Source organism: Streptomyces sp. YS-3, from assembly GCF_045257485.1.
In the GTDB taxonomy this organism is placed as follows: domain Bacteria; phylum Actinomycetota; class Actinomycetes; order Streptomycetales; family Streptomycetaceae; genus Streptomyces.
Genome location: NZ_JBJHPC010001192.1, coordinates 1 through 600 on the forward strand (window position 1 = coordinate 1; position 600 = coordinate 600).

Sequence of the window (600 nt, forward strand, 5' to 3'; positions counted from 1 at the left end):
CGCGTCACCGTCGCCTTGCCCGGCACCTGGAACAGCTCGCTCCCGGCCCCGTTCACGCAGTCGTCCGACGCCCACACCTTGTCGTCGCCGGAGTCCGTCACCACCAGGACAGCTCCCTTGGGCCCGAGGTCCGCCTTGCAGGTGGAGTCGGCCGTGTTCTCGACGGAGATGACGACCTGCGGCTTCTCCCCGGGCGCGTACGTGTTCTTCAGGCTGTGGACCGTCAGCTTCAGCTGCCCGGGCGCGCAGACCGGCAGCGAGGACCCGGCGGGCACCTGGCGTGCCGTACCACCGCCACCACCGCCGCTGCCCGAGGAGCCGCCGCCCACGGCGCCCGCGCCGCCCACCGAGCCCGTCACCGTCGCCTTGCCCGGCACCTGGAACAGCTCGCTCCCGGCCCCGTTCACGCAGTCGTCCGACGCCCACACCTTGTCGTCGCCGGAGTCCGTCACCACCAGGACAGCTCCCTTGGGCCCGAGGTCCGCCTTGCAGGTGGAGTCGGCCGTGTTCTCGACGGAGATGACGACCTGCGGCTTCTCCCCGGGCGCGTACGTGTTCTTCAGGCTGTGGACTCAGCTTCACAGCTGCCCGGGCGCGCAG

The 600-nt window shown here is 71.5% G+C and carries 1 pseudogene; it reads right to left on the bottom strand.

Going from position 1 to position 600, the window contains the following annotated elements:
• Window positions 1-455 (bottom strand): annotated as a pseudogene (locus ACJA3G_RS38260) (hypothetical protein); the annotation flags it as partial.
• Between the last annotated feature and the right edge of the window lie 145 nt (window positions 456-600).